At 50.9% G+C, this 25,488-nt stretch carries 20 protein-coding genes; 12 read left to right on the top strand and 8 right to left on the bottom strand.

The window, feature by feature from the left end; all coding sequences use genetic code 11:
* The first annotated feature begins 242 nt into the window (after positions 1 to 242).
* The 6 genes from H6X83_RS00705 (at position 243) to uidA (ending at position 9,960) form a co-directional block, all read left to right on the top strand.
* Complete coding sequence (locus H6X83_RS00705; RefSeq protein WP_212507288.1) at positions 243 to 1,283, top strand: LacI family DNA-binding transcriptional regulator; 1,041 nt, start codon at positions 243 to 245, stop codon at positions 1,281 to 1,283.
* A gap of 509 nt (positions 1,284 to 1,792) precedes the next feature.
* Positions 1,793 to 2,758 (top strand): ABC transporter permease, encoded by a 966-nt coding sequence (locus tag H6X83_RS00710; protein ID WP_246419381.1) that lies wholly within the window; start codon positions 1,793 to 1,795, stop codon positions 2,756 to 2,758.
* Between the two features lie 14 nt (positions 2,759 to 2,772).
* A complete protein-coding gene (locus H6X83_RS00715; protein WP_212507289.1) occupies positions 2,773 to 3,687 on the top strand; it encodes a carbohydrate ABC transporter permease in 915 nt (304 codons plus the stop codon).
* 76 nt (positions 3,688 to 3,763) lie between these two features.
* A complete protein-coding gene (locus H6X83_RS00720; RefSeq protein WP_212507290.1) occupies positions 3,764 to 5,368 on the top strand; it encodes an ABC transporter substrate-binding protein in 1,605 nt (534 codons plus the stop codon).
* 137 nt (positions 5,369 to 5,505) lie between these two features.
* Positions 5,506 to 8,124 carry a beta-galactosidase gene (locus H6X83_RS00725; RefSeq protein ID WP_246419687.1) on the top strand — a complete coding sequence of 873 codons (2,619 nt, stop codon included), beginning with the start codon at positions 5,506 to 5,508 and terminating at the stop codon, positions 8,122 to 8,124.
* 39 nt (positions 8,125 to 8,163) lie between these two features.
* Positions 8,164 to 9,960: a beta-glucuronidase gene (uidA, locus tag H6X83_RS00730; RefSeq protein ID WP_212507292.1), complete on the top strand. Its 1,797-nt coding sequence runs from the start codon at positions 8,164 to 8,166 to the stop codon at positions 9,958 to 9,960.
* Between the two features lie 126 nt (positions 9,961 to 10,086).
* On the opposite strand, the gene H6X83_RS00735 is transcribed toward uidA, so the two are convergent.
* Both H6X83_RS00735 and H6X83_RS00740 read right to left on the bottom strand, forming a co-directional pair.
* The gene (locus tag H6X83_RS00735; RefSeq protein WP_212507293.1) at positions 10,087 to 11,031 is read right to left on the bottom strand and encodes a ComEC/Rec2 family competence protein; all 945 of its coding nucleotides are present in this window, start codon (positions 11,029 to 11,031) and stop codon (positions 10,087 to 10,089) included.
* Positions 11,032 to 11,088: 57 nt separating this feature from the next.
* The gene (locus H6X83_RS00740; RefSeq protein WP_212507294.1) at positions 11,089 to 11,358 is read right to left on the bottom strand and encodes a hypothetical protein; all 270 of its coding nucleotides are present in this window, start codon (positions 11,356 to 11,358) and stop codon (positions 11,089 to 11,091) included.
* A gap of 278 nt (positions 11,359 to 11,636) precedes the next feature.
* Here H6X83_RS00740 and H6X83_RS00745 point away from each other — a divergent pair, with 278 nt between their 5' ends.
* Positions 11,637 to 13,169 (top strand): phosphohexomutase domain-containing protein, encoded by a 1,533-nt coding sequence (locus tag H6X83_RS00745; protein ID WP_212507295.1) that lies wholly within the window; start codon positions 11,637 to 11,639, stop codon positions 13,167 to 13,169.
* 20 nt (positions 13,170 to 13,189) lie between these two features.
* On the opposite strand, the gene spoVAD is transcribed toward H6X83_RS00745, so the two are convergent.
* The 6 genes from spoVAD to H6X83_RS00775 form a co-directional block, all read right to left on the bottom strand.
* Positions 13,190 to 14,200, bottom strand: a complete 1,011-nt coding sequence (gene spoVAD, locus H6X83_RS00750; protein WP_212507296.1) for a stage V sporulation protein AD — start codon at positions 14,198 to 14,200, stop codon at positions 13,190 to 13,192.
* 30 nt (positions 14,201 to 14,230) lie between these two features.
* On the bottom strand, positions 14,231 to 14,674 hold the full coding sequence (gene spoVAC / locus H6X83_RS00755; protein WP_212507297.1) for a stage V sporulation protein AC: 444 nt from the start codon (positions 14,672 to 14,674) through the stop codon (positions 14,231 to 14,233).
* Positions 14,675 to 14,720: 46 nt separating this feature from the next.
* Entirely contained in the window at positions 14,721 to 15,002 is a 282-nt protein-coding gene (locus H6X83_RS00760) for a late competence development ComFB family protein (RefSeq protein ID WP_212507298.1), read from the bottom strand.
* A 131-nt stretch (positions 15,003 to 15,133) separates the two neighbouring features.
* Positions 15,134 to 17,086 carry an NAD(+) synthase gene (locus tag H6X83_RS00765; protein ID WP_212507299.1) on the bottom strand — a complete coding sequence of 651 codons (1,953 nt, stop codon included), beginning with the start codon at positions 17,084 to 17,086 and terminating at the stop codon, positions 15,134 to 15,136.
* Positions 17,087 to 17,175: 89 nt separating this feature from the next.
* Positions 17,176 to 18,159 (bottom strand): glycosyltransferase, encoded by a 984-nt coding sequence (locus H6X83_RS00770; RefSeq protein WP_212507300.1) that lies wholly within the window; start codon positions 18,157 to 18,159, stop codon positions 17,176 to 17,178.
* A gap of 188 nt (positions 18,160 to 18,347) precedes the next feature.
* Positions 18,348 to 19,844, bottom strand: coding sequence for a VanW family protein (locus H6X83_RS00775; protein WP_212507301.1), 1,497 nt, complete (start codon positions 19,842 to 19,844; stop codon positions 18,348 to 18,350).
* Positions 19,845 to 20,090: 246 nt separating this feature from the next.
* Between H6X83_RS00775 and H6X83_RS00780 the strand changes: the two genes are divergently transcribed.
* From H6X83_RS00780 to H6X83_RS00800, 5 genes are all read left to right on the top strand, one after another.
* Positions 20,091 to 21,227 carry an MGDG synthase family glycosyltransferase gene (locus tag H6X83_RS00780; protein ID WP_212507302.1) on the top strand — a complete coding sequence of 379 codons (1,137 nt, stop codon included), beginning with the start codon at positions 20,091 to 20,093 and terminating at the stop codon, positions 21,225 to 21,227.
* 113 nt (positions 21,228 to 21,340) lie between these two features.
* Positions 21,341 to 22,477, top strand: a complete 1,137-nt coding sequence (locus H6X83_RS00785; RefSeq protein ID WP_246419384.1) for a cysteine desulfurase family protein — start codon at positions 21,341 to 21,343, stop codon at positions 22,475 to 22,477.
* Positions 22,478 to 22,543: 66 nt separating this feature from the next.
* Entirely contained in the window at positions 22,544 to 23,716 is a 1,173-nt protein-coding gene (thiI, locus tag H6X83_RS00790; protein WP_212507303.1) for a tRNA uracil 4-sulfurtransferase ThiI, read from the top strand.
* An 18-nt stretch (positions 23,717 to 23,734) separates the two neighbouring features.
* Positions 23,735 to 24,139 carry a GNAT family N-acetyltransferase gene (locus H6X83_RS00795; protein ID WP_212507304.1) on the top strand — a complete coding sequence of 135 codons (405 nt, stop codon included), beginning with the start codon at positions 23,735 to 23,737 and terminating at the stop codon, positions 24,137 to 24,139.
* Between the two features lie 78 nt (positions 24,140 to 24,217).
* Entirely contained in the window at positions 24,218 to 25,486 is a 1,269-nt protein-coding gene (locus tag H6X83_RS00800; protein ID WP_212507305.1) for a competence/damage-inducible protein A, read from the top strand.
* Positions 25,487 to 25,488 lie beyond the last annotated feature (2 nt).

Consider the following 25,488-nt stretch of genomic DNA (forward strand, 5'->3'; position numbering starts at 1 on the left):
CCGATGAGCAAATGAAAAGCGGGTTCGGCAATAACACTATATTTAAATAGAAAGTATCATGAAAATTGTATGAAACCAGTTCCAAACTAAAATTCACCTTGCTATCTTCGTCTTTTTCGCGTATCATAGAATCAAGTTTTTATAAGTAACGGGTGGCTGACGGGCTAAAAAGCAAACTCGGCTTTAGCAGTGTTGAAACCCATTTCATGATGTGTGCTGTGTTTGAACAGGGAGGTCTTTGCATGGACAAAAAAGAAATTACGATTTATGACATTGCAGAGGAAGCGGGAGTATCTCCGGCGACCGTTTCACGCGTAATTACCAAGAGAGCCAGTGTCAGTACGGCAAAGCGGGAAGCGGTAGAGGGGCTCATCCGCAAGTACAAGTTTCGGCCAAATGCAATGGCAAGAAGTTTAAGTGACACTAAAACAAAGATATTGGGCCTGTTGGTTGCAGATATCCGAAATCCTTACTATGCCGCGTTGGCAGTGGAATGTGAAGAAGCCGCAAATAAATGCGGCTATACGGTAATGCTTTGCAATACGCTGAATGACGATGAGTTGGAGGACAGTAATCTGGAAAAAATGTATGAGCAGCGAGTGGATGCTGTGATACAAATAGGCTGCCGTGTGGATGATCTGGTTTCAGATTCTGCCTATGCGGCGCACGTGAATCGGATTACCCGCACCATACCGTTTATTACAACCGGAAAATTGGATGGCACGGACTGCTACCGGCTGAATATTGATGATGTGGAGAGTATGAAAATTATTTTTCAGTATCTTACTTCACTGGGACACCGCAGGATTGCGCTGATTGGCGGCGAAAAACGCAAAAAATCGACTTATGACAAATGGCAGCAGTACATTTATCTGATGGGTAAAAACGACTTGACTTTCCGCGAGGATTACCTGCAGGAGGGGGACTATTCTGAAAAGGCGGGCTACAGCTGTATGACGCGCCTGTTGGAATTGCAGGAGATCCCGACTGCGGTGATTGCAGTCAATGACTTTACGGCCGTGGGGGCGTTAAAGGCAGCTGCAGAAAGAGGAATCCGTGTGCCGCAGGATATGTCCTTGATTAGTTTTGATAATACGTTTCTGTCAGAAATTTCGACCCCGAAACTGACAAGCGTGGATTATGACTACCCAGCCTTTGGTGAAAAGCTGGTGGAGATTGCGGTAAAAGCAATCGAAAAAAAAGAAATTTCGCGGGAACAGTTAATTACGCCGAAGCTGGTGATTCGGGAGTCATGTACAAAACGGCAGCAAACACATGGCTGAACTAGTAGGTACCAGTTCAAAGCAAAGGAACCGGGTACTTTGTTTTTGATGTAAAATATTGGTCCAAGTAGGGATAGAATATATGTGCCAGAGATAAAGAAACCGGTTTCTAATACAAAAAAGCCTGCTTCCGTGAGGCAAAAAGAAATAGGAAGACACTTTCACAAAGTGTACGAAAATAATATTCATATAATTACATCTTATCATTGGAAAAAAATAATCAAAATGTCCAAAAAGCACTTGACATCATATGTGGGGAGTCATATAATAGTGGCATGAAAGCGGTTGCGATACATTATGACTACAGAAAATGTGTGGGAGCAATAGCAGACAGCAGCTTTTCTTTGCACATTTATGAAATCGGTTGCAAATGGTGAACGAGCTTTTCCACAAAGTGAAAGCATATTGCTGCAAAACAAGGCTCTAAAGAACAAAAATTTTAATGTATTCGCTTTATTCCGAATAAAACCGATTTCGATACTTCAAAATACTTATGGGGAGGATTTTGAATGATGAACAAACTGAACAAAGGAGGCGCTCAGCACACGCTGGCGCTGAAATCACCCACAAGGAAAAAGTGGGAAAACAGCCGGACACTTATCTTGATGAGTTTGCCGGCAATCGTGTTCTTTCTGGTGTTCGCGTATTTGCCGATGCCGGGTGCCTACATTGCATTTACCAACTTTAACTACCGCGACGGCATCTTTGGCAGCCCGTTTGTTGGAATGGACAACTTTAAGTTCCTGTGGAATTCCGGCAAGCTGCTAATGCTGACACGCAACACCGTGCTTTACAACCTTGCGTTTATCATTATTGGCAACGTGCTGCAGATATTCATTGCGGTGCTGCTCAATGAGATACGAAAAAAGTGGTTTAAAAAGGTAGCACAGTCGCTGATGTTCCTGCCTTACTTTATCTCAGCCGTTTTGGTTGGCGTACTTGCTTACTACACCTTGAATTACGATTACGGCTTGATTCCGGCGTTGGTTCGTTCCGTAGGCGGCACAGCCCCGAAATTTTACTCTGACCCGAATGCATGGCCGGGCATCATCATTCTGGTAAACCTCTGGCAGCAGACCGGTTACGGCTCGATTGTTTACTTTGCAACTATCTGCGGCATCGACACCAGTATTATGGAGGCAGCACAGATTGACGGCGCAAACGAGTTTCAGTGCATCCGCTACATCCTGCTGCCAAGCTTGAAGCCAACCGCTATTATTCTGGTTTTGTTTGCAATCGGCGGTATTATCCGCGGCAACTTCGGCCTGTTCTACAATCTGGTTGGTTCCGCTAATGCAGCGCTGCTGCCAATGACGGATATTATTGAAACGTATGTTTACCGTACACTTATCAATCAGTTCAACTTCCCGTATTCTTCTGCGGCGGGTCTGTTCCAGTCGGTAGTTGGCTTAATCATTGTAATGATTGCCAACGGTGCCGTGCGGAAGATTGAACCGGACTACGCGCTGTTCTAAAGGAGGGGAAAGTTATGAATGATACGAAAACAGTGAAAGCTGTTAAAATTAAAAAAGACAATGTTTCACGCGTGGTTTCCATTGTTTCATATATCGTTGTTTCAATTTTTGCGATACTTTGCTTGCTGCCGTTTATTATGATGGTTTCCGCCTCGTTCAGCGATGAAAACACCATTATGAGCGAAGGTGTGGGCTTCCTGCCAAAGAACTTTTCAGTGGCGGCTTACAAAATTGCCTTTTTGGCGCCGGAACAGCTTGGGGGTGCGTACCTTGTCACCATCGGTATGACCGCGATTGGTACATCCATTGGTTTGTTCCTGATTGCAATGACCGGCTATGTACTGCAGCGCAAAGATTTCTTCCTGCGAAATAAGATTTCTTTTTACATTTATTTCACCACCTTGTTTTCCGCCGGCCTGGCACCGACTTACCTGTGGATGGTTCGTTACTTAAACCTGAAAAACAATTATCTGGCGGTTTTGCTGCCGGCTATGATGACACCGTGGCTCATCTTCCTAATGAAGAACTTTATGAAGTCGATTCCTTTTGAAGTGACCGAATCCGGCAAGATTGACGGCGCGGGTGACTTCCGAATTTTCGTTTCCCTGATTCTTCCCATGCTGAAACCGGCTCTTGCTACAGTTGGTCTGTTCCTGGCGCTGAGTTACTGGAATGAATGGTACAACGCAATGCTGTACCTGCCAAATGCGAAATACACAACACTGCAGTATTATCTTTATAAAATTGTAAATACTGCTTCCGCTTTGAAGCAGTCTGTGGCGGGCGCAAATGTCAGCATCGGCATGCTGCCGACGCAGACACTGAAAATGGCAACTGCCGTGCTGGCCACCGGTCCAATTATTTTCCTTTATCCGTTTGTACAAAAATACTTCATTTCCGGCATTACCGTGGGTGCCGTAAAGGGTTGATTCGTGCAGTTTCTGCACTGTCATTTAAACGTGGAATTTCAATCTGAAGAAATTCCGAATAAAGGGAGGATTATATATGAACAACGCATTTAAAAAAGCAGCGTCCTTTGTACTTGCAGCCGCAATGAGCATGAGCCTTGCAGCTTGTGGCGGGGGTTCAAGTCCTACAGGTTCTGCGGCTGACTCCGCCGGGTCTGCCACAGACAGTACTGCCGCCAAAAAGGTGGACACCTCTGAGCACGTTAAGCTGAATATGCTGGTGCTGGGCAACAAACCTACCAACGGCCGTATGGAAGCGGCTATCGCAGAGGAAAACAAGCTGCTCACTAAAAAGGTGAACGCCGAAATTTCCCTGCAGTACATTGAGTGGGCAGACTGGCAGAGCAAGTACCAGCTGGCACTGTCCAGCGGCGACGGTTCCGTGGATTTGATTGTTACCGCAACCGACTGGCTGTACGCATGGCAGAGCGCAAAGAAAGGCGCGTTCCTGCCGCTGGATGAAAATATGCTTTCCACTTATGCACCGCAGACCTATGCTTCTGTACCGAAAGAGGATTGGAAGGACTGCACGAAGGACGGAAAGATTTGGTTTATCCCGGAGGATCAGTACACCCAGTACACCAACCACGGCTTCTACTACCGCGGCGACTGGGCAAAGCAGGCGGGTATTGACAAAGTCACAAAGTTTGAAGACATTGAAAAGTACCTTGCCGCTGTAAAGAAGAACCATCCTGATGCTGTGCCGTGGGATGTAGGCGCTCCAAACAACCTTTCCGGCCTCTATCCCGGCTATATTCAGTCCCACACCAAAGACACCGTTATGCTGGGTACAGATGTAGGCAACTACCAGATTTTCTACTATGACAATTCCAACCCGTACAAGGCTATTTGCCCGATTATGGACTCCAATGAGTTCGTCGATTTTGCAAAACTGATGAAGAAGTGGGGCGACGCCGGCTACTGGCGTTCCGACGTTCTGAATTATCAGGGCGACACCACCAACCTGATGTATGCCGGCAAGAGCGGCGCTGACCAGCACCATACCCAAAGCTATATTACCGACCGCCGTCCGAACATGGACGCAAAACAGCCCGGTTCTAACCTGCAGTTCTATTACTGGGGCATGGAGAACAAGAACGTGAATAAGGACCTTGATACCCACGGTGCAATGGCAGTCAGTGCAACCTCTAAGAATCCGGAGCGTGCACTGATGGTTTATGACCTGATTCGCAACGACAAAGATATTTACTATCTGCACAACCATGGCATTGAGGGCAAGGACTACGTTATGAAGGATGGCAAGCTTGACCATCCCACAGGCTGGGATGCAACGAAAGACGCGCTTGACACCAACTTCTGGGCAGGCCGTATGGATAAGTACGAGCCGGACGCGACTAACTGGTACTCCGGCAAGAATGAAATCTACAAAGAGCTGAGCAGTTTTGCCGGCAAGTACGCACTGGGCAAGTTCGCATTCACCCCGGATAACGTTTCTTCCGAAATTGCCGCCGTTGCTGATGTGTGCAACACCTACATCCCGTCCATTGCCTATGGCAAGGCGGGCGACCCAACAGAAGCCGTCAATAAGTTCCGCCAGGCACTGAAAGATGCCGGATATGACAAGGTATTGGCAGAAATTCAGACCCAGCTTGATGCAGAAAAAACAGCAGACGCAAAATAAGCAAACAGCATCTCTCTAATGAAGCTGGCATCGGTTTTTCGGTGCCAGCTTCCGTTTTATAAACCTTTTTTCTTGGTCTGTGCACAAAGGCAGTTTATGCCGGTATGGATGTAAATAAAGGAACTACCTGCAAAGGAATGATAACTTTGAATCCTATAATTCTTAACAGGAGCGGCATTACCGTTCAAGGCAAAAAGACAGTCCTGCTCTGTGCCTCCCTTTTTTATTTCAGAATCCCGCGCGCGGAATGGGAGGATCGAATTGTAAAATTGAAAGAGTGCGGCTACAACTGCGTAGATGTATATTTTCCATGGAACTACCATGAAACCGCGCCGGGCGAATGGGACTTTTCGGGTGAAAAGGACGCGGCAGTGTACCTTGACCTGCTGGCAAAACATCAAATGTATGTGATTGCCCGTCCCGGTCCGTACATTTGCTCAGAGTGGGACGGCGGTGCGCTGCCAGCATGGGTATTGACCGACCCGGAACTAAAGATTCGCGAGAATGACCCGAAATATCTTGCCGCAGTGCAGCAGTGGTATGACCATATTCTGCCCATCCTTGCATCACACCAAATCGAGCAGGGTGGCACTGTGATTTTGATGCAGATCGAAAATGAGCTGGACTTCTTTGACTGCCGCAATCCACGCGCCTACATGGAAGCACTGCAGGATATGGCCCGCGCGGCGGGCATAACGGTGCCGCTGTTTGGCTGTGCTGGGCAAGCAAATGTAGAGGGTGCCACCGGTTGGGCGGATGACGTAGACATCAGTTTTAACTTTTACGGCGATGTCTGCGACCCACACTTCGGCGAAAAATTCCACTACTATGCAAAGCGGCTGGAAGCGCTTGACCGCCCATTGCTGGTCAGCGAAACCAGCTGTGACCACTTGCTGCTTCGGCGGGAGCTGGCTGCCGGGGTAAAACTGCTGGGGCCGTACAATCAGGTGGGCGGCACCAATTTCGGCTTTACCGGAAGCACCAACAACTGGGGTACGCGTGAAAATCCGGCGTCTTTTATTACCACTTACTACAGCGGCGACAGCATGATTGGTCCGGCAGGCGAACTGCGTACCCAGTACTTTGAGGGCCGCAGTCTGGCGGGGCTGCTGCATACGTTTGGCGAGTCTTTGGCAGACGCGGAATCTGTTGCAGATGAAGCATTGCGGGTGCACTGTGATTTTCCCACCAATGCAGTTTTCTACCGGCTTGCGCTTGCAGGCGGCGGCAGCCTTGTCTGCGTGCCAAACCTTGGTGAACAGGACGGTACAGCACACATTCAATATAACGGAATTGATGCGGAAGTGTTTGTCTGCAAACACGATGCGCTGTTCTATCCAGTGCAGGTTCCGTTGTCTTTGTTTGGCGGATGTGGAACACTCCGTTTCGCGAACGGCGAACTGGAAAATACCGAACTGCAAAACGGTGAATTGGTTTTGACTTTTTGGTCGGAAAGCAGTACACCATATGCCGAACTGGAAATAGAGGGCAAAGTTTTTCAGCTTACGCAGGAAACGCCGTGCGCAAACGGTGTGCGTGCTGTCTTTGCAAAAAAACGTGCAATGCGCTCCCTGCCGCTAGCTTGTGTGCAGATACCGAAACAGCTAGAAGAAACACAAATAACATCAGCGGGCGACTTTACTGAAATTCGTACCGGCGAAAATCTCCTGAAAAATCTGCCGTATCAAACCGCACCGGTTCGGCCGCTGGAGCACCTTGGTGTGTACCGCGGCATGGGCAGCTACAAGCTTTCTGTGAGTGGGCAAGGACTTTTGCTGCTGGGCGGAAGTGATCTTGTCAGTGTTCGCCGCGGCGGTTTTTTAAAAACTTATGCGGGTGCAGGCGCCGCACGCTGGTTCCCCGGCAGCGGGTACTGCGAGGTGCTGACTGCCATTTGGGGGCACAGCAACTTTGCGGATGCACGTTTGCCTGCACTGATGCTGGACTCTGGCCGCGGTATTACAGGTGCAGTGGATGTCTGTGAAGTGCAGGAACTGGAGAGCAACTGGTTTTTCAGCTACTATGAGGGTTCCCTGCCGGATTCTCTGCGTGTGCCGCAGCGTGCGGTGGAAACAATGGTTTCTGTCAACGCATGGAACACCACCCGCACCCCTCTGCGCGCGGTTTACCGCAAAACGGTGACTTTGCCGCCGGATTGCAACAGCTTTATTCTGCAAATAAAAGATTCATCTGCGCAGACCGTCATTTACGTAGACGGACAGCGGGCGGAACTCGTGAATCCGCTGAATCCGTTTGTGGATTTGAGCGCGTTCCTGCAGGGTAAGAAAACAGCAGAGTTGGAGCTGTGCGTTACAAAACGGGATTGGAATGAGCCTGTGGGCAGTCCGGCACTGTACTGCGGCAAACAAATTGAAACCTGCGGTTTTGTACCGATGCCGGAGGAAACGCTTACTGAAATTGTACAGAACAGTGCCGCAAAAACGAATGGCCAGCTGCCGCTGCGGTTGGAACCGGGCAGTATGACATTGGTACAGCTGCAGATGCCGGCAATGCCGGCGCAAAGTATGTATCTCCGCATTAGTGGAAAGAACATTTTGGCGGCTGTGTGGGCAGGAAACCGGCTGCTGGGACGCATTCTGAATTGGGAAGAGTCCCCCATGATGTGTGGCGACCCGCATTTAATTTATATGCCGGCATCTTACTGTGAAGGTGCCGAATCTGTAAACCTGCTGGTTACTGCATTGGGTTCGGATGCAGAATTGACTTGTGTAAAGGCAGAAATACCGGTATTATAAAAAGAATCAATAATACCGTCAGAAAAGGGAGAATTAACAATGCTGTACCCCAAAGTCAGTACATCACGCGGGATTCAGGAACTTTCCGGTGTTTGGAATTTTCATTTGTGTGAGGAGGGTGAAAGCGAGGAAAGTTGGAAAGATACGCCATTACAGCAGGCGGAGCCGATTGCGGTTCCGGCTTCCTACAATGACCAGAAAGATGTGCGTGCTTACCGGAATCACTGCGGCTGGGCGGTGTATCAGCGCAAAATCTGTGTGCCGCAGTTTTGGCAGGGCCAGCGCGTTGTCCTTCGCTTTGGCGCGGCGACACACACTGCCAAGGTTTGGCTGGATGGTAAGCTGCTGTGCGAGCACAGAGGCGGCTTTTTGCCCTTTGAAACAGAAGTGACAGAGATGCTTCTCTGCGGGAAAACAGCACTGCTGACGGTTGCAGTGGATAACCGTGTTGATTTTTCCACTCTGCCGGTCGGCAACGAAAAAGGGACTTCTTTCATGGGCAGTGATAACCCTGGCATTCCCAGCGTGGAAGCTGCGAAAGCGAACCGCGCAAAACAAAATTTGCCGAACTTTGATTTCTTTAACTATGCCGGTTTAAACCGCCCGGTACTGCTGTATACAACGCCAAAAGACTACATTGCCGATGTTTCTATTGTTCCGGAAATCGATGACCAGACCGCGCAGGTTTCCTATTCCGTCCGCACTGTTGGCAGCGGTGCGGTCAGTGTGTCGATTCTTGATGCACAGGGCAAGGAGGTTGCCGGAGCAGAGGGCGCGGTGGGCATCGTTCAGATTGCGCACCCGGAGCTTTGGTGGCCGGGCAAGGCTTACCTGTACACAGCACGTTTTACCTTTGGCACGGATGTCTATGAGCAGACTTTTGGCCTGCGCGCTGTAAAAGTAGAGGGTACCAAATTTCTGATTAATGGCAAGCCTCTTTACTTTAAAGGTTTTGGCAAACATGAAGACTCCGCTTTTCACGGCCGTGGGACGGATGTGTGTCTGAATGTAAAGGATGTCAATCTGATGCACTGGCTTGGTGCAAACTCTTTCCGTACCAGTCATTATCCCTATGCAGAGGAAATGTACGATCTCTGCGACCGGGAGGGCATTGTCATTATCGATGAGGTTCCCGCCGTGGGAATCGGCATGGGTCCGGCGTGTGACCCCTATGAAACCATGCACATCCGCGCGCATCATGAGGATGTCCTGCGGGAAATCGTTGCACGTGACAAAAATCACCCTTGTGTGGTAATGTGGTCGCTGGGCAACGAGCCGGATCTGGACAATTTTCCGGAATCTGCTTATCGCTACTGGCATTCACTTTATGAACTGGTACATCAGATTGACCCGCAGAACCGGCCGGTTACGGTGGTCTGCTGTCAGAACAGCTATGAAAAAGACATTACTACCCGCACCATGGATGTGGTGTGTCTGAACCGTTACTATGGCTGGTACAACCTTTCCGGCGATTTGGACGCGGCCTGCAGCGGCTTGAAAATGGAGATGCAGTTTTGGGCAAAACAGGGCAAACCGGTTATGTTTACAGAGTATGGTGCGGATGCGGTCGCCGGGATTCACGAGGTCGTACCGGAAATGTTCAGCGAAGAATTTCAGGCGGAGTATTATCAGCGCGAAAATGAAGTGCTGGACCAATTCCCATTCTTTATCGGGGAGCAGGTATGGAATTTCGCCGACTTTGCCACTGTGCAGGGCATTATGCGTGTGGACGGCAACAAAAAGGGCTTGTTTACGCGTGAACGCCGCCCCAAAACGGCTGCATTTTACTTCAAAAAACGATGGCATGGAATTCCCGACTTTGGGTATAAGGAGTAAAGATGCTTTTGCTCTTATAGCAATGCTCACAAATGTCAAGAAACTACTTTCTGTGGCTTCTTTAGAATACCCTTCGGGGCACGCGAGGCTGGCGAAAACTTTAAAGAAAGAATCTATGCGTGTGTTTTACGTCCCCGTGGCAGAAGCAAGGCCTGTTTCAAATGTAATGGTTTTGCCGTCGGTATGTGCGCAGATGGTTTTCTGTTCATCAGTGCGGTAAATTTTTGCACCAATGCTTGTCAAATGCGAAAGCGTCTGCTGTGTTGGGAAGCCGTAGTCGTTTCCACGTCCACAGGAAATCACTGCCGCCGTGGGGGAAACAGCTTTTAAGAAAGCCACGGTGCTGCTGGTTTTGCTGCCGTGGTGACCGCACTTCAAAACGTCTGCGTGCAAATCCGTGCCGCTTTTCAGCATTTCCTGTTCACTTTCTTTTTCTGCATCACCGGTGAGAAGGAACTTCTTTTCACCAATCGTTGCCATAGCCACAGCGGAATAGTTGTTCAATTCCTTATACTTTGCAAACTTTGGCGCCAGCAGCTCAATTTTACAGCTGCTGTCATTCATTAAGGACAGGCCGGCTTTGGCCTGGGTTGCTTTGATATTTTTCTGTTTCATGGTAGTCAGCAGATTGGTATACAATTTGGTGGTCGGTACATCTTTATCTGCCACACGCGGCATAACGTACTGCCCGATTTCAAAGTTTTCCAACACCTTCTGCATACCGCCGATGTGGTCGGCATGCGGGTGGGTGGCGATGACAACATCCAGTTTGGAAACACCGAGATCTTTCAGCAGCTTCACCAGCCCTTTCGCACTTTCCGAAGTGCCGGCGTCAATCAGCACATTTTTTCCGTTTGGCAGCTGCAGCAGTTCGCTGTCACCCTGCCCAACGTCAAAGTACCAGATGCTTGCCTTTTGTCCAGCTGCCTGCGAAGAGGCGGCTGCAGCTTTGCTGCTTTTTGGTGCGGAAACAATGTTGGATGCTGTACTGCCCGAAAGGGAAATCTGGCAGCCGCACAAAAGAAAAACAGGTGCCAGTACAGCCGCCAGAATACGGGAAATCTTTTTCATAGGTCCTCCTTTATCAAAAAAAGACCGCCCTTTTGGGCGGCCTTTTTGTTAACCAGATTAATTGGGCGAACTATCGCCTTTGCTGCCGAACAGATTGAAACGGAAAAGCATGGACTCATCCTCCGGATTGTCGCAGGAAATGTAGCAGGAGGCAATCTTTCCGCCCTCAATCAGGCTGGTAAGCCCCACCAACTGGCACAGTTTGCTTTTCAGATTCAGTTTGTCACCCTCATTAGAAACCAGATAAACATTGCCCTGGCACTGATCCAGCAGCTCTAAAAATTTTGGAACATTTACATCATGTATCTCCAGTAAAGAATCTGCCATATCCGCATCCCCCTTAATGTGTTAAGAAATTTCTTCAAAAGAAACCCCTGCAAGTATGACCAATTTAATTATAACAGCCGTTTCCCTTTTGTCAACCAATATTCAGGTAAAATTAAGCACTAAAATTCGACTTTTGTACCAAAAATGATGATTTGCATAAATACATTTTATTTATTTTGTGTGTTCCGACGAAAGCTCTTGTTTTACAAATTATAAGTGCTGCTGTATAATAAAAATAAAAGCCGCTCTGCCGCGGAAATTCAGGGAGGAAAGAAAAGATGCTTGATAAATACTGGAAACACTTCAAAAGCGGAACCGATATCCGCGGCGTTGCCAGCTCTGGTGCGCCGGATGAACAGGCAATCGACCTGACCGATGAAAATATAGAAAAAATGACAGCAGGGTTTGTTTTGTGGCTTGCCGCAAAAACCGGTACTGCACCGGAGAAAATGACAATTTCCGTGGGGCATGATTCCCGCATTTCTGCGGATCGGATTCAGGCGGCGGTTTTGCACGCACTTATAAATGCGGGCTGCCGTGTGCTTTGCTGCGGGCTTGCCTCCACCCCCAGCATGTTTATGACAACGGTTGAGCTTGCATGCACCGGTGCGGTGCAGATCACCGCAAGCCATCACCCGTTTTTCCGCAATGGTTTGAAGTTTTTCACCCGTGACGGCGGGTTGGAGGGCAGTGACATTGAGCAGATTCTGGAGCACGCGCAGAATGGCGATACACCGCCTGCTTTGCAGGGAACAACCGAGGAAGTCAATTATATGGCGCAGTACAGTGCTCGTCTGCGCAAAATGATACAGGACGGCGTTAAGGCCGAGGACTATGACCATCCGCTTGCAGGATTCCATATTGTTGTGGATGCCGGAAACGGTGCAGGCGGCTTTTACGCCAAGGATGTTTTGGAGCCGCTTGGCGCGGATATTTCCGGCAGTCAGTTTTTGGAGCCGGACGGCATGTTCCCCAACCACATTCCCAATCCCGAAAATGAGGAAGCAATGAAATCTGTCTGTGCGGCGGTAAGAAAAAATCACGCCGATTTGGGCGTGATTTTTGATACCGACGTTGACCGCGGCGGCGCGGTTGACCACAGCGGAAATGAAATCAACCGCAACCGGCTTGTTGCCATCGCCAGCGCAATCGCACTGGAAAATGCGCCGGGCGGTACGGTGGTAACGGATTCTGTAACCAGTGACGGACTGAAAACTTATATTGAAGAAACACTGGGCGGCAAACAGCGCCGCTTTAAGCGCGGCTACAAAAACGTCATTGACGAAGCGCTGCGCCTGAACAAAGAGGGCGTGGACTGCCCGCTTGCTATTGAAACCAGCGGACACGCTGCCATGCGGGAAAACTATTTTCTGGATGACGGCGCATATCTGGTAACAAAAATCATTATGAAAACCGCTGTTCTGCGGGGGCAGGGCAAAGATTTGGAAGACTTGCTGGCACCGCTGCCGGAACCTGCGGAAGCAGCGGAAATCCGCCTGCCAATCATGGTGGAAGACTTTCGCACAGAGGGAGAAGCGGTACTGGCAAGTTTGAGCACCTGCGCAGGACATCAGCCGCACTGGCACATTGACCCGGAAGGCTGCGAAGGTGTTCGCATTGCTTTTGATGAGCAGGCCGGTGACGGCTGGGCGCTGCTTCGTCTGAGCGTACATGACCCGATTCTGCCGCTGAACATTGAAAGCAATATTGCCGGCGGAACCACGCTGATTGCAAGCCAGCTGTATGTGAACCTGCGGACACACAAAAATATTGATACCTCTCCGCTGGAAACGTTCATTTCCAATGATTAAAAAGTAAGGGCACTGCGTTTTTACGTTTCCAGATGCAGATGCACTGCATGAGCAATGCCGACAATACTTTCTCCCTGCTGCAAAGCGGTGGGCGACATCAGCGCACCGGTCGCGGTAAACAGTACATCTTTTAAAATGCCCTGTGCCATTTGTTTTAAAATGTAGCCGCAAACCACCGAGCCGCTGCAGCCGCAGCCGGAGCCGCCTGCGTGTACATCCTGTTCTTTGCGGTTATAGATCATCAGGCCGCAGTCGTTATGGTTGGTTTCAATGTCCCACCCTGCTTTTCGCATGATTTCCCGCAGCAGGCTGCTGCCGACGTAGCCGAGGTCACCGGTTAAGATCAGGTCAAAGTCCTGCGGGGTGGCACCTGTGTCTGTGAAGTAGTCAGTCAGTGTGCGCACTGCGGCCGGAGCCATGGCGGCACCCATGTTGTTGGCGTCGGACACACCGAGGTCGGTCATGCGGCCAAAGGTGACTTCCCGTACAGAAATGGCACCCGGCTGCTTTCCCATGACAACCGCGCCCGCGGCAGTCGCTGTCCACTGCGCGGTTGGTGTGCGCTGTCCGCCATATTCCAGCGGAAAGCGAAACTGCCGCTCCGCGGAGCAGAAATGGCTGCTGGTGACAGCAACTGCGTTTTCAGCGGCCCCACCGCTGACAAATACGGAGGCCATGCCCATGCCCTGTGCCATCGTGGAGCAGGCACCGTATTGCCCCAGAAACGGAATGTCAAGGTCACGCAGGCCGTAGGTGGAAGAAATGCATTGGTTGAGTAGGTCGCCCGCAAAAATGTACTGGATGTCGGCGGGTTTTAGGTGCGCTTTCTGTATGGCGGTCTTGACGGCTTCTGTCTGCAGCTTGCTTTCTGCTTTTTCCCAGCTTTCCTCACCGAGAGTGGTGTCGTCATGTGTGGCATCAAAGTAATCTTTCAGCGGGCCTTCACCCTCTTTTTTGCCTGCAAAGGACCCACTGCCGCGAATATAGGCCGGCGGGTCTAGCTGTAATGTATACTTTCCAATGCGCTGCATTGCAGATTGCTCCTTCCTTGAAACGGCTGTTTAGTAAAGATGGAAAAAATACAGAATCAGGCCGTAAATAACACTGGCGGTGGTGCCGTAAACCAGCACCGGGCCGGCAACGGTGAACATTTTTGCACCCAGCCCCAGCACCAGTCCTTCGCTTTTAAACTCCATGGCGGGTGAAACAATGCTGTTGGCAAAGCCGGTGATTGGGACGATTGTGCCGGCTCCGGCGTACTTTGCAATGTTGTCATAGATCTTGCATGCGGTCAGGATGGCTGCCAGTGCCACCAGTGTTACGGAAACCCATGTGCGCGCAACTTGCAAATCCTGTACTACCATCATGTACAGATTGCCGAGAGCCTGCCCCAGTGCGCAGATGGCACCGCCCACGCAGAAAGCCCACAGGCAGTCTACGAACAGATTGCTGTTTGGCGAAGTCTTTTCATACATTTTTTTGTATTGCTGCTGTGATACTTGCATAATGAAAAATCCCCCTTTGGAAGTAGCATTTCCAAAGGGGGATTTGTTATGCAGAGGTTTCCTGCTCATGCCGCGGGTGCTGGCGAACCAGTACAGCGGCCTTTGAAAGTTCAGCGGCAATGTCCATTTCGTGCTGCTTTTCCAGCAGAAAGGTTTTTGCATACAGTGCACCGGCGGCGCTGACCACGTAATGGGGCGGCAACCGGTTCAGCGCATAAGCAATTATGTCATTGTGGCAGCGTTCGCATTGGCAGCAATCCAGGTCATTTTTGAGTTTCAAGTACATTTCTTCGACCATGTCTTCCATAATGTTTCTGTAACTTTCCATTTTACAGTATACCTTTCTGTTAGAAAGCAGATGCAACGGCGTGAACTGTGTTGTTTTTACAAATTATAGCATATAAGTCGCAAAAGCGCAAATAATAAATGTTAAAGCTGGGAATCTTTTTATAGGAAAAATTACTTTTCAGAATTCAGCTGCTCCAGTTCATCCATCCAAATGCGTGCACTGGCATCACTTGGCATGCGCCAGTCACCGCGTGGAGAAAGGGTAACACTGCCCACTTTGGGGCTGTCCGGTAGGCAGCTGCGCTTAAACTGCTGACGGAAGAAACGGTGATAGAAGTTTTTCAGCCAGTGGAAAATTTCGGCAGGAGAATAACTGCCCTCAAATGTGTCAACCGCCATGCGGAAAATTTTTGCCGGTGTAAAGCCAAAGCGCAGAACATAATACAAAAAGTAATCGTGCAGCTCATACGGCCCGACCACTTCTTCGGTTTTTTGTGCGATTTTTCCGTCTTTCGGCGGCAGCAGCTCCGGGCTGACTGGGGTATCCAGCACGTCCAGCAGGATCCGGCCGATTTCTCCACCAAAAGACCGGGCGGCGTAACGCACCAGATGGCGCACCAGCGTTTTTGGGATGGAAGCATTTACACCGTACATACTCATGTGGTCGCCGTTGTAGGTTGCCCAGCCCAGCGCAAGTTCAGAAAGGTCGCCTGTACCAATCACCAGACCGCTTTCCTGATTGGCAATATCCATCAGAATTTGTGTGCGTTCGCGTGCCTGACTGTTTTCATAAGTTACATCCTGAACGGTTTCATCGTGGTCAATGTCAGCAAAATGCTGATGCACAGCGGCACCAATGGATATTTCCCGAAAAGTAACGCCAAGTGCGCGGGAAAGCCCTTCCGCGTTGCTTTTGGTTCGGCCGGTTGTGCCAAAGCCCGGCATGGAAACAGCAGTAATGCCGCTGCGGGGCAGACCGAGCAAATCAAACGCGCGCGCCATTACCAAAAGCGCGAGGGTAGAGTCCAATCCACCGGAAATCCCAACGACTGCCGCATGGATGCCGGTATGCTTCAAGCGCGTTTTCAGGCCGTTTGCCTGCAGGGAAAGAATACGTTCGCAGCGTTCAGCAAGGTCGCCGGTATCCTGCGGAACAAAGGGTGTGCGTGCAAACCGGCGTTCCAGATGGCTGCGGTCAAAGGAGTAGGAGAAAGAGAATGGAACCTCAGGCGCAGGCTTCGGGCTGTCCAGCCAAGTAGTTGCGCGGCGGCGCTCCTGCAGCAGGCGCTCCAAATCTGTGTCTGCAGTTATGATTCCGGACTCAAACAGCTTGGAAGCAGCAAGCTGGGTGCCGTTTTCCGCAATCAAATTGTGGCCGGCAAAGACCATGTCAGTAGTGGATTCGCCCTCACCCGCGTCCGCGTAAACGTAAGTGCAGTACAGCCGCGCACTCTGACTGCAAACCAGACTGCGGCGATATTCTACCTTGCCGATTACTTCATCACTTGCGGAGGCGTTCAGCAGCAGTGTGGCACCTGCCTGTGCCATAGCAATGCTTGGCGGTGCCGGAACCCATAAATCTTCGCAGATTTCTACACCAATTTTCAGCTCCGGAAGCTCGGCACAGCTGTAAATAATCCCGCTGCCCAAAAGAGTCTGTTGTCCGGAAAAGGTCACGGTAAGCGGTATTTCCGGTGCAGGCGTAAACCAGCGGCGTTCGTAAAATTCACTGTAATTTGGCAGAAAGCGTTTTGCAGTCAGTCCCAGCAGACGGCCGCCGCAGCAAACCGCCGCGCAGTTGTACAGCGAAGCACCGCAGGGTACCGGCACGCCGATAACGGCAACAATCGGAAGGCTGCGTGTTTCTTCCAGAATTTGTGCCAGTGCGGCTTCTGCCGCTTGCTGCAGGGTACGGTCGTGAAAGAGGTCGCCGCAGGTGTAACCGGTTAGGCAAAGCTCCGGAAATACAACGGCACCTACATTCTGCGCGGCGCAGTTCTTGATTTGCTGCAGCACAGCCTGCCCATTTGTTTTGCAGTCAGCTACACGGATAATCGGAGTAGCTGCGGCGGTGCGAAAAAACCCGTCCGATGGGACAGTATGTTTGGTCTGCGGTTCTGTCATAATCGTCCTCCTTAGTAAAAACAAAAAAGGCGCTGCAGCCTGCGGAAATCCGCGCGGCGGCAGCTGCCTTTGCTTTTTTGTGGGTATTTTTAGTGGGCCAGTCCTTTGCTGCGGCCATGCCTGCCAATAATGTTGGACAGACTTTCCCGCACGGTAGCGCTGCTGAAGTGGTCTGCACAGCAGTACGCAATGGCCTGCTTCACGTGCTGCAGGTCAGAAACCAGACCGCGTGGGTCTTTGTGGCTGGAGTGCAGCTTCAAAACGAAGTAAAAGCAGTTGCTGCGGGTCTTTTTGGCCAGTGCGTGGTAGCTGTCCCGAAAGCGGCTGTACTCGCCACTCTTTTCCAGCGCCATGCGAACCATTGCGATGGCACGGATGTAGTCGTTGACTTTGCTGGAATTAATCGTGCCAAGGGTGCTGTCACTGTGCATGTTGTAGTAGTAAAGTGGCTCGTCAATGACAGCGACACGCTTTGCCTTTGCAAAGATTTCGTGCAGAATGGCAAGGTCCTCAAAGCACATATGCGGGAAGCGTACACCGGACTTCTCAAAAAGTTCCCTACGGTACATTTTGCACCAAAGAAACGATTGTATGAGGACATCGCGCAAAAGAATATTTAAAGCTTGCTCGGTGTCATAAACACCGCGGCAGCGGAAAGGATATTCAAAAAGAATATCGTTTGAAACCATGTGCCAGTAATAATAGCAGCAGGAGATATCCGCGTCGTTCAGCGTGCAGGCACGGTAAAGCAGCTCCAAGTAGTTTGACGCGACATAATCGTCGCCGTCAATGAAGCACAGGTATTCTCCGCGGGCAGCATCCATGCCGGCGGTACGGGCCGCCGAAACACCGGCGTTTGGCTGGTCAATAATGTGTACGCGGCTGTCGGCGGCGGCGTATTTTTGCAGCACCTCCAGGGAATGGTCACTGGAACCGTCATTAACAGCAATAATTTCGTAGGGGACATGAATGGTTTGATGTGTCAGCGAGTTCATGCACTGGCCTACATATTTCTCAACATTATAAACAGGGATGATAACGCTGATTTGGGGATTCTCTATCAGATCCGACACGGCTATCCGCCCTTCCTTTCACGCACACTGGTACATTTTAATAAGCATATATTTAATATCTTACTGATTTTAAAGAAAAAGTCAAGCTGTTCGCAGAAAATCGGACTGGAAAAAAATCCAGCCCGATTTTGCACATAATTGTGAAATTTAGACAATTTATTTGAACTATTTCGCTTTTTGTTCCACTATCAGGCGGCAGGCTTGCTGCTGACAGCCGAAGATGCAGCAGAGGAGGATGCTACTGAGGAAGAAGATGCGGCGGGCTTTTTGCTGGCCGCAGGTGCGCTGGAAGCAGGAGCAGAGGCACCGACCACATAGACCGCCGCGCGCGGCGGATAATAGGAATTGGACATTGTTTCTGTTTTTACGACTTTGCCGTTTTTGTAAAACACTCGGCTGCTGGAAGCATAGTGGCCGGTCAGGGCGGTTACGGTCTGCTCACGGTAACCCGCAGACTTGGATTTATCCACTTTAATGACATCTGCCGGAGGCGGCACGGAGCCGGTTTCTTCGGATGCTGCTTCTATTTTATCCCAGCTGCCGTCATTGTAACCGTAAATATTGCAGTACATGGTTGTGCCGTCTGCGCCGCTTTGTATGTACATGGGGTATTGGGTTGGGTTTTGAAATTTAAAATCCAGGTCCGGATAGGAAACGGTAGCGTCCAGCCCAATCGGTACATAAGAGGAAGGACTGGAATGCGGGCTGCGCTCCACAATCTTGCAGTTGGAGCGCAGGGCTGCGCCGTAGATGGTAGTGCTGCCCTGACAAATGCCGCCGCCGTAGGACTGCACGGAAACGCCGTTTTCCAGTGCGCCGGCCAGTTTGTAGCCGCTGTCTTTGTCCGCGCTGCCAACGATACCGAGGTAGGAGAACACACCGCCCGGCTCCAGCACGGTGCCATTGACGGTTTCCAGTGCTTTAGCCATGTTAAAGGTGCCGTTTTCGGTATTGTGGGATTCCGTAGTAAAGCTGCCAAGCTTCACGATTTTTCCCTGCAGGTCTGCCGCCGTGCGTTTGCAGGCAGTTTCGGTCGTTTGAATCGGAATAGAGGCCGAGTCGGACGCAGTAACAGCCTTGACGGTGTCGGTTAGCAGAGCAGACAGGTTGACTGTAGTGCCGGGAGTACCATTTGTAAAGGTAAAATTACTGCCGTCAAATGATTGAATGGTCGGTTCCTTGGCAGCTTTGTTAACTGGCGCGGTCAGCTCACTTAGGCGGGTTTTCAGCGTGCTTTGGTCTACCGCTGGAGTCAGAGTGTATTTCTTTGTCTGCTCCGCAGAGGAAACGGCGCTTTCACTGAGCGCTTTCTGCAGGGTAGCGTTGATGTTGTAGGAAATATGTAGGTCCTTGCCGCCCAGCTTGTAGGAGTCTTTCCCGTGAGTTAGGGTGTAGCTGCGCCCGGCGTCTTTCTTTTCCACATAGGAAACGACCGCACTGCGCGCTTTGGAAAGCGTCAGGCCTTTGAGTGAGACGCTGTCTATTTCTACATTGCCGAAGACTTGATTCTTTACAGAACCGCTGGCAGAGGATGAAGCAGCCGGTGAACTGGAATTGCGGCTGAACAGAAGAATGCCGGTGCCCACGGCAGCTGCAGCTACGGCAGCTATCAGCACAGTTGCAAGTACAACTGTGCGGTGTTTGAATTTATTCGGTTTTTTGTGGCTGTAATGGGCATTGCGCATGTCTTTGTTCCTCCATGATTTTGCCGGTGCTTGATGGCAGCAGTAAAACACTTAATATATTTATTATATAATCTGTGGACCGCTATGTAAAGTTACAGCTTTGCATCCGTTTGCTGCAGAACCGCTGATTTGGCTTTTAAAACGTTATATTTCGCACAAATTGTGCATAGCAAAAACGGCGGCAGTATGGTATACTGGTTTTTGGCGAAAGACACGCCCCCACATCATGCAAAAAGGAGCGATTGGGTGAAGATACTGATTTTGACCGCGGCTACGGGCGGCGGTCATATGCGTGCGGCGCACGCATTGGAGTCGTATATTTTAAATCATTCTGTTGGAAATCAGGTCGTGGTTCTGGATGCGCTCAAGTGCGTTGGGCCGCTGCTGAACCATACCTGTTGTGATGGATATCGTTTTTTATGTAAACGCGCGCCAAAGGCGTTTGGTACACTGTACCGTGCTACCAATAAGGAGTCCAACATGCGGGGGATGATGTTCCGCATTAATTATCAGCAGAGCGGCAAGCTGGCCCCGACGATTGAAAGCGAGCACCCGGATGTGATTTTAAGTACCCATCCGTTTGCAACGGAAATGGTTTCGGAGATGAAAGAGCGGGGTTACAAAGTGCCGCTGGTCTGCCTTATGACAGATTACGGCCCGCATCAGGCGTGGATTGCCCCGCATGTGGACGGCTATGTTGTCAGCAATGAGGACATGGTGCCGCAGATGGAGAAAATGGGTGTGCCGCCGGAGATTGTGCATCCCTACGGGATTCCGGTGACTGGTAAATTTTTTGAAAAGAAGGACAAAGCTGCCCTGCGGGAAAGAATCGGGCTTGATCCAGAAAAGATCACAGTGCTGTTCATGGCCGGTTCTTTTGGTGTTACCAACATCATCAGCATTTACGAGGATTTGTGCGCGCTTAGCCTTGATTTTCAGGTGATCGTTATTACCGGCAAGAACGAGCGGCTGTACCATGAATTTGAAAATGCGGTGCAGGACAGCGGCAAAAAAACGCGGCTGATTTACTTTACGCATGAGGTGGAAAACTTTATGCATGCAAGTGACTTGCTTATCACAAAACCAGGCGGCCTGACGGTCAGCGAGGCGCTGGCAAGCGACCTGCCGCTTGCTGTTTTTGATGCCATCCCCGGTCAGGAAGAGGACAATGCCGCTTTTCTGCAGAATCACCATATGGCGGTGAAGTTAGACGAGCACGCGGACGTAGCGCAGGTGATTGCCGAAGTGCTTGAAAGTCCGGAAAAACTGCAGTCCATGCGCCGCGCCTGTGAAGCGTTTGACAAGAGCAAGGCGGCTCAGAACATTTTTACACTTATGCAAAATCTGTATGACCGGTGCCATCCGGAAAGAACGGAAAAATAGCCGGACACAAAAAACGCCCCTGCCTTTTGCTGTACTTTGTGCGGCTTTGGCGGGGCGCTGTTTCTACCAAAGACCTGCTGCGGCAGGCCGCAAAAAAAGTGAGGTTTTCTTTTTTGCAGCAGATATATCTTGATAATTCTTCCACAACACGCGTTTGCCAGGAAGCAGCGGACGCGGTGCTGAAAACAATGACGGAAAATTTTGGGAACCCATCCTCCCTGCACGCACTGGGTTTTGCAGCGGAACGTGCGCTGATAAATTCGCGTGAGCAGGTGGCGGCGGCACTTTCTGCAAAACCGGAGGAAATCACTTTTACTTCCGGCGGTACGGAAAGCAACAATCTGGCGGTGTTCGGCGCGGCAGAGGCACGCCGCAAGCGCGGAAACCGCATTGTAACCACCGCGATTGAACACCCCAGCGTGCTGGAACCCATGCATCAGCTGGAAAAACAAGGCTTTGAGGTTGTATATCTGCAGCCGGACAGCACCGGACACATTGCACCGCAGCAGCTTTTTGATGCAGTGAACAAAGAAACGATTCTGGTCAGTATGATGGCGGTGAACAATGAAGTCGGCAGCATTCTGCCCATTGACGACGCACGCGCCGCAATTGACCGTGCAAAAGCACCTGCCCTGCTGCACGTGGACGCGGTACAGGCTTTTGGCAAACTAAATTTGCGCCCCGGCCGCCGCAGCGTTGACCTGATGACAGTCAGTTCCCACAAAATTCACGGACCCAAGGGCGTAGGGGTACTGTTTGTACGAAAAGGTGTACACATTGCGGCACATACCTTTGGCGGCGGACAGGAAAAAGATCTGCGCCCGGGCACCGAAGCAATGCCGGCAATCTGCGGCTTTGGCGCAGCCTGCGCGGCACTGCCGAATGTTGAGGAAGAACGGGCGGCGATTGCCGAATTGAACACATATCTGCGCGCGCAGCTGTCAAAGCTACCGGAAGTGACTGTTAACAGCAGCGAGGATGCACTGCCTTATGTTCTGAACCTTTCCGCAGGGCAGGTTAAGGCGCAGACAATGCTGAACTTCCTTTCCGAACACGGTGTTTACGTTTCCTCCGGCTCTGCCTGCGCCAAGGGAGCAAGGAGCCATGTACTGACCGCACTGAACCTGCCGCGGGAACGGATTGATTCCGCACTGCGCGTTAGTTTCTGCCGGTACAACACAAAGGCTGACTGTGACGCATTTTTGGAAGTGCTGTGCGAGGGACTCAAGACTCTGCAGCAGGCAGGGTGAGATTAACAGTTGTGAGGATAAGATGGGCGGATTCGTCAGAAAATAACAAATGAGATGGAATAGAATATGAAAGAAATTATTTTAATTAAATTAGGGGAACTGGTGCTCAAGGGCTTAAACCGCCGTGTGTTTGAGGACACGCTTCTGCGAAATCTTCGCCGCCGGCTGGCACCGCTCGGTGCGTTTGACATCAAATCACGCCAGTCCACTATTACGGTAACGCCGCAGGAAGAAGTGGATTTGGACGAAGCTGCTGACCGTGTTGGCCGTGTATTTGGTATCGCTACCTACACCCGCGCGGGGGTTGCACCAAAAGATATGGAAGCCATCAAGCTGGCTGCGGCGGAATACCTGCGCCGGCAGCTGCTTGCGGCGAAGACCTTTAAAGTAGAGGCGAAACGCTCCGACAAAAAATTTCCGCTCAATTCCCCCGCAATCTGCGCGGAAATGGGTGAATACCTGCTGGAGCAGTTCCCGAACCTTACCGTTGACGTGCATGAGCCGGACGTGATTGTGTACGTGGAGGTGCGTGATTTCGGCACCTATATCCACAGCAACCCAGTGCGCGGCGCCGGCGGTATTCCGGTCGGCACCGGCGGCAAAGCGGCAATCCTTATCAGCGGAGGCATCGACAGTCCGGTCGCCGCGTGGCAGATGGCGCGCCGCGGCTTGGAACTGACGGCAGTGCACTTTGCCAGTCCGCCCTACACCAGTGAACGCGCCGAGCAGAAGGTGGTGGACCTGCTGACACAGGTGAGTGCTTATGCCGGACGTATCCCCATGTTTACCATACAGTTTGCGCACGTGCAGGAGGAAATCCGCGACAAATGCCCGGAGGACCTTTTCACACTGCTGATGCGGCGTTTTATGATGCGTGTTTCACAGCGCATTGCTGAAAAAGAGGAGTGCCTTGCACTGGTTACCGGCGAAAGCCTTGGGCAGGTAGCAAGTCAGACGCTGCCGGCCATTTGCTGTACGGATGCCTGCGTTTCCATGCCGGTTTTCCGCCCGCTGATTGGTTCGGACAAAATTGACATTGTGGAAACCGCCCGCAAAATTGGTACTTTCGACATTTCGATTGAGCCGTATGAAGACTGCTGCACGGTCTTTACGCCGAAGCATCCCCGCACCCGTCCGCAGGTAGATGCACTGATTAAAGCGGAGCAGCTGCTGGATGTGGATGCATTGGTGGAAGAATGTGTGCAGACTGCTTCTGTGCGGATTATTCATGCAAAATAAAGGGAAGTAGAAGCAAAAATGGTGATTACCTATCAGGAAACAAAAGAATTTTCTGCAGAAGATTTGCAGGAGCTTTTTCGTTCCGTTCACTGGGAATCCGCAAACTATCCGGAACGGCTTGTAAAAGCCATGCACAACTCCACTGCAGTTATTTCAGCGTGGGATGGCGAAAAGCTGGTTGGTTTAGTGCGCGGGTTGGACGATGGTGCAACAGTGGCGTTTATTCATTACCTATTGGTACGGCCGGAATATCAGAAATTCCACATTGGAACGGAATTGATGAACCGGCTGCTGATGCGTTATCAAAATTTGCTTTACGTTAAAATCGTGCCGTCAGACCCGAACACCATTCCGTTTTACAAAAGATTCGGTTTTCGGCAATATGACAATTATTCCGCAATGATTATTAAGCACTTTGCGTAGGACAGTCATTTTCTAAAAAATCAACTTATTGAGTTTTCTCTCTCAATTCATCATTTAAAGCAAAAAGAAGGGCAGCACATGAAAGCGGAAATTATCAGCGTGGGTACAGAACTTCTGCTGGGGCAGGTCATCAATTCCGACACCGCCTATGTGGCACGTGAGCTGGCGGCACTGGGATTCGACATCCGGTATACCTGCACAGTCGGCGACAATTCCCGGCGGCTGGCAGAAACCCTGCAAAATGCTTTTGCGCACAGTGATATTGTGGTGACCACCGGCGGTCTCGGCCCAACGGACGACGACCTGACCAAGCAGACCTGTGCAGCTGCGGCAGGACGAAAGCTGGTCTGCCACGAAGGAACAAAACAGCGTTTGGAGACGTACTTCAAAGGCCGCGAGTTTGGGCAGAGCCAAATGAATCAGGCAATGCTGCCGCAAGGCTGCACGGTGTTTCAAAATGACCACGGCACTGCTCCCGGCTGCGGCTTTACCACAGAGGATGGCAAAGTGCTGGTCATGCTGCCGGGGCCACCGCGGGAGCTGCTGCCCATGCTGCAGAACTACGCGGTGCCGTATCTTTCTCAGTGGGCAGACGGGGCGATTTCGAGTACCAACATTCATGCATTCGGCATCGGTGAGGGCAGTGCTGCGGAAAAAATTTCTGACTTGATGCAGGGAGCCAATCCCACAGCAGCCACCTATGCACTGGAAGATGAAATGTATGTGCGGGTCACCGCAAAGGCAAAAACAAAAGAGGAAGCGCAGGCACTCTGCAAGCCGCTTGCCGCACAGGTGCAGCAGCGGTTGGGTGACTTTGTGTACGGTACGGATGTTGCAAGTCTGGAAGTAGTGGTCGTGCGTGAACTGCAGAAGCAGGGAAAAATGCTGGCAACTGCGGAAAGCTGCACCGGCGGTATGCTGGCAGAACGCATTACAGACATTGCAGGGGCTTCACAGGTGTTCCACATGGGGCTGGTCACCTACGCGAATGAAATTAAAAATATGCTGCTTGGTGTGCCGCAGGAGATTCTGAACACCAAAGGTGCGGTTTGCCCGGAAACTGCTTTTGCCATGGCACAGGGTGTGCGGCAGAAAGCGGGCGCGGATTTTGGCATCGGCATTACCGGTGTGGCAGGCCCAAAAACCAGTGAGGGCAAGCCGGTGGGCTACATCCTGATTGCGCTGGCGGACGGCGAGCACACCTACCTGCGCACCATGACCGGGCAGGGCGGCCGCAAAGACCGCGATTATCTGCGGCATCTGGCGGCAAGCAACGCACTGGATATGCTTCGCCGCCGACTGTTTGGCCTGCCGGACATTGAGTGCACTGCTTTTGAAAAACACTGATG

This window comes from Caproicibacterium amylolyticum (assembly GCF_014467055.1).
Taxonomy (GTDB): domain Bacteria; phylum Bacillota; class Clostridia; order Oscillospirales; family Acutalibacteraceae; genus Caproicibacterium; species Caproicibacterium amylolyticum.

Excerpts from the sequence above, each read along its gene's own strand:
- H6X83_RS00705 (WP_212507288.1), top strand. The coding sequence starts at position 243 with ATGGACAAAAAAGAAATTACGATTTATGACATTGCAGAGGAAGCGGGA.
- H6X83_RS00710 (WP_246419381.1), top strand. The coding sequence starts at position 1,793 with ATGATGAACAAACTGAACAAAGGAGGCGCTCAGCACACGCTGGCGCTG.
- H6X83_RS00715 (WP_212507289.1), top strand. The coding sequence starts at position 2,773 with ATGAATGATACGAAAACAGTGAAAGCTGTTAAAATTAAAAAAGACAAT.
- H6X83_RS00720 (WP_212507290.1), top strand. The coding sequence starts at position 3,764 with ATGAACAACGCATTTAAAAAAGCAGCGTCCTTTGTACTTGCAGCCGCA.
- H6X83_RS00725 (WP_246419687.1), top strand. The coding sequence starts at position 5,506 with ATGATAACTTTGAATCCTATAATTCTTAACAGGAGCGGCATTACCGTT.
- uidA (WP_212507292.1), top strand. The coding sequence starts at position 8,164 with ATGCTGTACCCCAAAGTCAGTACATCACGCGGGATTCAGGAACTTTCC.
- H6X83_RS00735 (WP_212507293.1), bottom strand. The coding sequence starts at position 11,031 with ATGAAAAAGATTTCCCGTATTCTGGCGGCTGTACTGGCACCTGTTTTT.
- H6X83_RS00740 (WP_212507294.1), bottom strand. The coding sequence starts at position 11,358 with ATGGCAGATTCTTTACTGGAGATACATGATGTAAATGTTCCAAAATTT.
- H6X83_RS00745 (WP_212507295.1), top strand. The coding sequence starts at position 11,637 with ATGCTTGATAAATACTGGAAACACTTCAAAAGCGGAACCGATATCCGC.
- spoVAD (WP_212507296.1), bottom strand. The coding sequence starts at position 14,200 with ATGCAGCGCATTGGAAAGTATACATTACAGCTAGACCCGCCGGCCTAT.
- spoVAC (WP_212507297.1), bottom strand. The coding sequence starts at position 14,674 with ATGCAAGTATCACAGCAGCAATACAAAAAAATGTATGAAAAGACTTCG.
- H6X83_RS00760 (WP_212507298.1), bottom strand. The coding sequence starts at position 15,002 with ATGGAAAGTTACAGAAACATTATGGAAGACATGGTCGAAGAAATGTAC.
- H6X83_RS00765 (WP_212507299.1), bottom strand. The coding sequence starts at position 17,086 with ATGACAGAACCGCAGACCAAACATACTGTCCCATCGGACGGGTTTTTT.
- H6X83_RS00775 (WP_212507301.1), bottom strand. The coding sequence starts at position 19,844 with ATGCGCAATGCCCATTACAGCCACAAAAAACCGAATAAATTCAAACAC.
- thiI (WP_212507303.1), top strand. The coding sequence starts at position 22,544 with ATGAAAGAAATTATTTTAATTAAATTAGGGGAACTGGTGCTCAAGGGC.
- H6X83_RS00795 (WP_212507304.1), top strand. The coding sequence starts at position 23,735 with ATGGTGATTACCTATCAGGAAACAAAAGAATTTTCTGCAGAAGATTTG.
- H6X83_RS00800 (WP_212507305.1), top strand. The coding sequence starts at position 24,218 with ATGAAAGCGGAAATTATCAGCGTGGGTACAGAACTTCTGCTGGGGCAG.